Annotated in this window: 8 protein-coding genes; 1 reads left to right on the top strand and 7 read right to left on the bottom strand. The window is 73.6% G+C overall.

What is annotated here, in order from left to right; all coding sequences use genetic code 11:
- The 7 genes from nuoE to CTKZ_RS19340 all read right to left on the bottom strand — a co-directional run.
- The coding region (nuoE, locus tag CTKZ_RS19370) for an NADH-quinone oxidoreductase subunit NuoE (RefSeq protein ID WP_124344451.1) at nt 1-830 on the bottom strand (830 nt) is incomplete at its 3' end.
- Nucleotides 830-2,173: an NADH-quinone oxidoreductase subunit D gene (locus tag CTKZ_RS19365; RefSeq protein ID WP_124344450.1), complete on the bottom strand. Its 1,344-nt coding sequence runs from the start codon at nt 2,171-2,173 to the stop codon at nt 830-832. The genes CTKZ_RS19365 and nuoE, both read right to left, overlap by 1 nt.
- Complete coding sequence (locus CTKZ_RS19360; protein WP_124344449.1) at nt 2,170-2,955, bottom strand: NADH-quinone oxidoreductase subunit C; 786 nt, start codon at nt 2,953-2,955, stop codon at nt 2,170-2,172. The genes CTKZ_RS19365 and CTKZ_RS19360 overlap by 4 nt, the downstream gene beginning before the upstream one ends.
- On the bottom strand, nt 2,952-3,503 hold the full coding sequence (locus tag CTKZ_RS19355; RefSeq protein ID WP_124344448.1) for a NuoB/complex I 20 kDa subunit family protein: 552 nt from the start codon (nt 3,501-3,503) through the stop codon (nt 2,952-2,954). Before CTKZ_RS19355 ends, CTKZ_RS19360 begins: the two co-directional genes overlap by 4 nt.
- Before the next feature lie 101 nt (nt 3,504-3,604).
- A complete protein-coding gene (locus tag CTKZ_RS19350; RefSeq protein ID WP_124344447.1) occupies nt 3,605-3,967 on the bottom strand; it encodes an NADH-quinone oxidoreductase subunit A in 363 nt (120 codons plus the stop codon).
- A 57-nt stretch (nt 3,968-4,024) separates the two neighbouring features.
- Complete coding sequence (locus tag CTKZ_RS19345; RefSeq protein WP_371852399.1) at nt 4,025-5,350, bottom strand: geranylgeranyl reductase family protein; 1,326 nt, start codon at nt 5,348-5,350, stop codon at nt 4,025-4,027.
- Nucleotides 5,351-5,580: 230 nt separating this feature from the next.
- Nucleotides 5,581-6,276: a demethylmenaquinone methyltransferase gene (locus CTKZ_RS19340; protein WP_124344446.1), complete on the bottom strand. Its 696-nt coding sequence runs from the start codon at nt 6,274-6,276 to the stop codon at nt 5,581-5,583.
- 129 nt (nt 6,277-6,405) lie between these two features.
- Here CTKZ_RS19340 and CTKZ_RS19335 point away from each other — a divergent pair, with 129 nt between their 5' ends.
- A complete protein-coding gene (locus CTKZ_RS19335; protein ID WP_124344445.1) occupies nt 6,406-7,755 on the top strand; it encodes an isochorismate synthase in 1,350 nt (449 codons plus the stop codon).
- The last annotated feature ends 328 nt before the right edge of the window (nt 7,756-8,083 follow it).

Below are 8,083 nucleotides of genomic sequence, written 5' to 3'. Positions count from 1 at the left end.
GCCGGGGTGGGCTCGGCCGCGGACGCGGGACGCTCGCCCGCCGGTGCCGCCGGTGCCGCGGCACGCGGGGTGCCCCGCGCCGGCGTCCGGGCCTGCTCGGCGGCGCGCGTGCGCTCCTCGTCGGTGAACGGCGGGGCGGTCCAGCCCTCCTGCCGCGCGAGCTCGAGTCCCCGCAGCGTCGCGGGACCGGCACCCACGCCCTCGTCCGCGCGGCCGTCGGAGAAGCCCGCGAGCACGCGGCTCATCTCCTTGAACGTGCACACGTGGTCGGCGCCGCGCGTCGGGGCGACGGGCGTCCCCGCGCGCAGGGCCTCGACGACGTCCTTCGCGGAGTCCGGCGTCTGGTTGTCGAAGAACTCCCAGTTGACCATCACGACGGGCGCGTAGTCGCAGGCCGCGTTGCACTCGACGCGCTCGAGCGTGATCGCGCCGTCCTCGGTGGTCTCGTCGTGGCCGACGCCGAGGTGGTCGGAGAGCTCCTCCCAGATCGCGTCGCCGCCCATGACCGCGCACAGCGTGTTGGTGCAGACCCCGACCGTGTAGTCGCCGTTGGGGTGCCGCTTGTACTGCGTGTAGAACGTCGCGACCGCGCTGACCTCGGCCGTCGTGAGCCCGAGCTCGGCCGCGCAGAACGCGATGCCGCGCGGGCTGACGTAGCCGTCCTCCGACTGCACCAGGTGCAGCAGCGGCAGCAGCGCCGAGCGCTCCTGCGGGTAGCGGGCCTTGATCACCGCCGCGTCCGCGGACAGCCGCGCGCGCGTCTCGTCGTCGAACGCCGTGCGGTGCGTGGCGCCCGGCACGCGGGCGCCCCCGATCTCCTCGACCGACATCAGCGGTCCACCCCTCCGAGCACCGGGTCGAGCGACGCGACGGCGACGACGACGTCGGCCACCTGCCCGCCCTCGCACATGATCGACACGGCCTGCAGGTTGTTGAACGACGGGTCCCGGAAGTGGGCCCGGTACGGCCGCGTGCCGCCGTCGGAGACGAGGTGCACGCCCAGCTCGCCGCGCGGGTGCTCGACGGTCTGGAACACCTGGCCGGCCGGGACGCGGAAGCCCTCGGTCACGAGCTTGAAGTGGTGGATCAGGGCCTCCATCGAGGTGCCCATGATCTCCTTGATGTGGTCGAGCGAGTTGCCCATGCCGTCCGACCCGATCGCGAGCTGCGCGGGCCAGGCGATCTTCTTGTCGCCGACCATGACGGGCCCGGGGCCCATCTTCTGGAGGCGGTCGAGGGTCTGCTCGACGATGTTCATCGACTGGTAGCACTCCTCCATGCGGAGGACGACGCGCGCCCACGAGTCCGCCTCGGTCGCGACCGGGACCTCGAAGTCGTACGTCTCGTAGCCGCAGTACGGCGCGGCCTTGCGCACGTCGTACGGCAGGCCGGCCGACCGCAGCACCGGGCCCGTGATGCCGAGCGCCATGCAGCCCGACAGGCCGAGGTAGCCGACCTCCTTGAGGCGCAGGTGGAGGATCGGGTTGGCCATCATGAGGTCTTCGAGCTGCTTGAAGTAGTGGCGCATCGACGTGAGCGCCTCGCGGATCGTGTCGATCGCGCCGGGCGGGATGTCCTGCGCGACACCTCCGGGGCGGATGAACGCGTGGTTCATGCGCAGGCCCGTGATGAGCTCGAAGATCCGCAGGACCTCCTCGCGGGCCGTGAAGCCCACGGTCATGATCGTCGTCGCACCGAGCTCGTTGCCACCGGTCGCGAGGCACACGAGGTGCGACGCGATGCGGTTGAGCTCCATGAGCAGCACGCGGATGACCGTCGCGCGCTCGGGCACGTCGTCCGTGATCCCGAGGAGCTTCTCGACGCCCAGGCAGTACGCGGCCTCCTGGAACAGCGGCGCCACGTAGTCCATGCGCGTGCAGAAGGTGACGCCCTGGGTCCAGGTGCGGAACTCCATGTTCTTCTCGATGCCGGTGTGCAGGTAGCCGATGCCCGCGCGGGCCTCGGTGACCGTCTCACCGTCGATCTCGAGCATGAGCCGGAGCACGCCGTGCGTCGACGGGTGCTGCGGGCCCATGTTGACGACGATGCGCTCCTCGCCGAGGCGCGCCGCCTCCTCGGCGATGTCCGACCAGTCGCCGCCGGACGCCTCGAACGTCGGGACGCCCGTCGTCTCGTCGTCGACCAGGTGCGCGGTCGCGTGGGGGGTGCTCATGAGTAGGACCTCCGCTGGTCCGGGGGCGGCACGGTCGCGCCCTTGTACTCGACCGGGATGCCGCCGAGGGGGTAGTCCTTGCGCTGCGGGTGGCCCGGCCAGTCGTCGGGCATCTCGATGCGCGCGAGGCCGGGGTGGCCGTCGAAGACGAGGCCGAAGAAGTCGTACGTCTCGCGCTCGTGCCAGTCGTTGGCCGGGTAGACGGACGTCGTCGACGGGATGTGCGGGTCGGCGTCGGGCGCCGTCACCTCGAACCGGAGGCGACGCCCGTGGGTCACCGACACCACGTGGTAGACGGCGTGCAGCTCGCGGCCCGTCTCGTGCGGGTAGTGCACGCCGCTGACGCCGAGGCTGAGCTCGAACCGCAGGTCGGGGTCGTCGCGCAGCGCGCTCGCGACCGCGACGACGTGCTCGCGCGCGACGTGCAGCGTGAGCTCCTCACGGTCCACGACCACCGACTCGACGGCGTTCGCGAAGCCCGTGCCGTTCTCGTCGAGGACCTCCGTCAGCACGTCGACGACCTCGTCGAACCAGCCGCCGTACGGGCGCTCGCTCGCGGCCGGCATCAGGACCGGGACGACGAGCCCGCCGTACCCGGAGGTGTCACCCGTGCCGTGCGCGCCGAACATGCCCTGCCGGACGTCGACGACCTCGAGCGGCGTGCGCGCGGCCGGGACGTTCTGTCCGCCCGCCTCGAGCGCGGCCTCGCTGGTCGCCTGCGCGCCGGTGCCGGCGTCGCCCGGCTTCACGGCCGCGGCGGCATCCTTCTTCTCGTCGGTCATCGCAGCAGCCCCGTCATGTGCGAGGTGGGCGTCGCGGCGAGCGCGGCGGCCTCGGCGGCGGCCGCGGCCTCGCGACGGTTCACGCCGAGCGGCTCGTTCTGGATCTGCTCGTGCAGCGTGAGGATCGCGTTGATGAGCATCTCCGGACGCGGCGGGCAGCCCGGCAGGTAGATGTCCACCGGCACGACGTGGTCGACGCCCTGCACGATCGCGTAGTTGTTGAACATGCCGCCCGACGACGCGCACACGCCCATCGAGAGCACCCACTTCGGCGCGGACATCTGGTCGTAGACCTGCCGCACGACGGGCGCCATCTTCTGGCTGACCCGGCCCGCGACGATCATCAGGTCGGCCTGCCGGGGCGACGCGCGGAACACCTCCATGCCGAACCGCGACAGGTCGTACCGCGGCGCACCGGCGGCCATCATCTCGATCGCGCAGCACGCGAGGCCGAACGTCACCGGCCACAGCGAACCCTTGCGGAAGTAGCCGACCAGGTCCTCGACCGTCGTCAGCAGGAATCCCGAGGGAGCCTCTTCGATCCCCATGCGTCAGCCCTCCGTCCGTCGCCGTGCTGTGGTGCCTGTGGCCCTGCCTGTGCGCGCGCCCCGGGGAGCCTCCCCCGGCCGTCGCGCCCCCGTCCGTGACGTCAGTCCCACTCGAAGCCCCCGCGCCGCCACTCGTAGACGAACGGCACCGTGATGAGCACGAGGAACACGAGCATCGCGACGAGCCCGAACACCGCGAGGTCGCCGAACGCGACGGCCCACGGGTAGAGGAAGACGACCTCGATGTCGAAGACGATGAACGTCATCGCCACCAGGTAGTACTTGATCGGGAACCGGCCACCGCCGATGGCGTGCGGCGTCGGCTCGATGCCGCACTCGTACGCCTCCAGCTTGGCGCGGTTGTAGCGCTTCGGTCCGAGGATCGCGCTGGCCCCGACACCGCCGAGCGCGAGCACGGCCGCGATGCCCATGAGGACGAGCAGCGGGGCGTACGGGTTGTCCATCAGGACGTCACTCCTCTTCGTCGAGGCCGAGCCGAGGGCGGGTGCGGGGCGGACAGCTCATGCGGCCGGTGCGATCCGTGCCAGCCCGGCGATCACCCGGTCCACCATGTCACCGCCCCGGGGTTCGTAGCAGTCGGACAGCAGCTTGAGCACGAACTTCATGAGCAGCGGCCGCGGCAGGCCGTAGCGGGTGCAGATCCGCATGACCTCGGGGTGCTCGATGAGCCGGACGAACACGCGACCGAGCGTGTAGTACCCGCCGAGGTCGTCCTTCATGCGGCGCTGGTACGTCGCGAACGCGCGCTCGCGGCCCGCCGCGGTCCCCCGCGCGAGGCCCTGCGCGATCGCGTCGGCGGCGACCCGACCGGCCTGCAGGCCGTACGCGATGCCCTCGCCGTTGAACGGGCTGACCATGCCCGCGGAGTCGCCCGCGAGCATGAGCCCGTCGCCGTACAGCGGCCCGCGGTTGAAGCCCATCGGGAGCGCGGCGCCGCGCACCTGGCCGACCTGGTTCTCGGGCGTGAACTCCCACTCGGCGGGCGCGTTGCGCATCCACGCGGCGAACAGCGCCTTGTAGTCGACCTTCGTCGCGGCGGCCGTCGAGCTCACCGAGCCGAGGCCCACGTTCGCGGTGCCGTCGCCGAGGGAGAAGATCCAGCCGTAGCCCGGCATGAGGTTCGACCGGCCGGGCTCGCCGTCCCAGAGCTCGAGGTGGCTCTCCATCCACGGGTCGTCGTGGCGCGGCGTGCGGAAGTAGGTGCGGACGGCGACGCCCATCGGACGGTCGTCGCGCTTGGTGCGGCCGGCCGACGTGGCCAGGCGGGTGGAGACGCCGTCTGCGGCGATGACGACGGGCGCCCGGTAGACGACCTCGTCGCCCGCGCGGTGGCCCTTGTCGTCGACAGGACGGGCCGTGACGCCCACGACGCGCCCCGTCCGCTCGTCACGCACCGGGCCCGTCACGGACGTGCGCTCGAGCAGCTTGGCGCCGCCCGCGCGGGCGTGCGACGCGAGCGTGTGGTCGAGCGACATGCGCGACTTCGCGAGGCCGTACGACGGGTACGAGGAGAGCTCGGGCCACGGCAGCTCGAGGCGGTGGCCACCGCCGATCACGCGCAGCCCGCGGTTGCGGATCCAGCCGTCCTGCTCGCGCAGCGGCAGTCCCATGCGCACGAGCTCGGCGACCGCGCGCGGCGTCAGGCCGTCGCCGCAGACCTTGTCGCGCGGGAACGCGGCCTTCTCGAGGAGGAGCACGTCGAGGCCTGCGGAGGCGCAGTGGAACGCGGCGCTCGAGCCGGCCGGCCCTGCGCCCACGACGATGACGTCAGCGTCATCCGTCGTCGTCCCCACCACGAGCGGCTCCCCACTTGTGACGATGTTCACGTGCGGTCAGCGCGAGTGTAACCACGGCATCTGACGGTGTCTCCGAAGGTGTGCCTAACCTGTGGAGGCGGCGTGAAGAAGGGCCGCTGGCCTGCGGCTCCGCGTCGGCGTCGCACCGGGCGCGGCGTCCCGCGCGCCGCGCAGGGCCCGCGACCGGCCGTGAGAATCGGACGGGACCGCCGCGACCGGCCCCGACCAGCGTCGTCACCCGGTCGGACGCCCCGCACGGCTCACTCCGGACGCGTGCCGCGGTGCAGCGCGACGATCCCGCCGGACAGGTTCCGGAACGCCACGTGCTCCCAGCCCGCGCGCTTCACCAGGAGGCCCAGCGCGCGCTGGTCCGGCCACTCGCGGATCGACTCCGCGAGGTACGTGTACGCCTCGGGCTCCTTCGAGACGGCCCGCGCGACCGGCGGAAGGGCCCGCATCAGGTAGTTCGAGTAGACCGTGCGGAACGGCTTCCACGACGGCGTCGAGAACTCGCACACCACGAGCCGCCCGCCCGGCCGGGTCACGCGCAGCAGCTCCTCGAGCGCGGCGGGGACGTCCGACACGTTGCGCAGCCCGAACGACATGGTCACCGCGTCGAACGACGCGTCCGCGAACGGCAGGTGCAGCGCGTCGCCGGCCACGAAGGCCAGGTCCGGGCGACGGCGCTTGCCGACCTCGAGCATGCCCATCGACAGGTCGCACGCGACCACGCGCACGCCCGCGTCCGCGAGCGGCTCGGCCGACGTGCCCGTCCCGGCGGCCAGGTCGAGGACCGTCTCCCCCAGCTGCGCGGCGAGCGCGCCGAGCGTCGCCTTGCGCCACGCGCGGTCCTGGCCGAGCGAGATGACGTCGTTCGTCACGTCGTACCGGTGCGCGACCGCGTCGAACATGCGCGCGACGTCGCGGGGGTCCTTCTCGAGGGAGGCACGGGACATGCCGCCCATCGTCGCAGGTCCGCCCTCCGCCGACGAGCCGCGTCCCGCGCGCCGCGCCGCACGGGGGTGCCGCGTACGTCACACCGCCGTCGACGAGCAGCGCCCGCCACGGGTCCTACCCTGGACGTGATGACCACGCAGACCGCCGCGCCCGCGGACGCGGTCCCCCAGCCGCTCGTGGTGCGGACGGTCGCCCTGGACGACCTCGGCCGGACGCACGACGCCGACGCCGGCACCCCCGACCCCGCGGACCTGCTCGACCTGCTGCCCTCCGACGCACCCCTCGCGTGGGTCCGGCGCGGCGACGGGATCGTGGCCTGGGGCGAGACGCTGCGCGTCGAGGTCACCGGCGCCGACCGGTTCGCGCGCGCCGAGGAGGCCTGGCGGTCCGTCCTCGCGCACGCCGTGGTCCGCGACGAGGTCCACGTGCCCGGCACCGGCCCCGTCGCGTTCGCGTCGTTCGCGTTCGACGACGACTCCCCCGCGGGCGGCGTCGTCGTCGTGCCGCGCGTCGTCGTCGGCCGCCGCGGCGGCCGCACCTGGCTCACGACCCTCACCGCCGGGCCGCGGCTCGGCGCCGCGCCCACGCTCGCGGACGTCGTCGGCCCGCACGTCCCGCCCGTCGCACCCGGCGACGTCGAGTACCGCGACGGCGCCGTCCCCGCCGACGACTGGCGCGACGTCGTCGCCGCCGGGGTCGCCGCGATCCGCGCCGGCGAGGTCGAGAAGGTCGTCCTCGCGCGCGACGTGCGCGCCCGCACCCAGCACCCCGTCGACGTGCGCTGGGCCCTGCAGCGGCTCGCCCGCCGGTACCCGTCCTGCTGGACGTTCAGCGTCGACGGGCTCCTGGGCGCGACGCCCGAGCTGCTCGTCCGGTCCGAGAAGGGCCTCGTCACCTCGCGCGTGCTGGCCGGCACGATCCGCCGGACGGGCGACGACGCCGCCGACATGGCGCGCGCCGCGATCCTCGCGCACTCGTCGAAGGACCTCGAGGAGCACGAGTACGCGGTGTCGTCCGTGGCCCGCGCGCTCGAGCCGTTCTGCTCGTCGACGAACGTGCCCGACGTGCCCTTCGTGCTGCACCTGCCGAACGTCCTGCACCTCGCGTCCGACGTGACCGGCGTGCTCACCGCGCCGGTCGGCACCACGACGCACCCGTCGTCGCTCGCGCTCGCGGCCGCGCTGCACCCGACCGCCGCCGTGTGCGGCACGCCCACGACCGCCGCCCGCGCGCTCATCGCGCAGGTCGAGGGCATGGACCGCGGCCGCTACGCCGGGCCGGTCGGGTGGATGGGCGCCGACGGCGACGGCGAGTGGGGCATCGCCCTGCGGTCCGCGCAGGTCGACGCGCAGGACCCGCGCGAGGTGCGGCTCTTCGCGGGCTGCGGCATCGTCGCCGCGTCCGACCCCGCCGCCGAGCTCGCCGAGTCCGAGGCGAAGCTCGTGCCGATGCGTGACGCGCTCGGCCGCGACGCCTGACGCGTCGCCGACCTCGCCATGCCTGACGCGTCGCCGACCTCGCCATGCCTGGCGCGTCGCCGACCACGCCATGCCTGCCGCGTCGCCGACCACGCCATGCCGGCCGCGTCGCCGACCTCGGCGACACCTGCCGCGTCGCCGACCTCGCGGCGCCTGACGCCACCGATCTCGCGACGCCTGCCGGTTCTCGACCCGTCCGACACCTGACGGTCGCCCGTTCCCACGAGCTGCTCGCGGGCCCGGCCGCGCGATGCCCGCGGCACCTCCGCCTCCGTCGCCGGCCGGGCCCGGGCAGCACGACGCCCCCGGCCGTCCGTGGGCCGGGGGC

The organism is Cellulomonas algicola (assembly GCF_003851725.1).
Classification (GTDB): Bacteria; Actinomycetota; Actinomycetes; order Actinomycetales; family Cellulomonadaceae; genus Cellulomonas; species Cellulomonas algicola.
The sequence above is the reverse complement of the archived record's forward strand: the minus strand, read 5'-3'. Positions and strand labels throughout refer to the sequence as shown.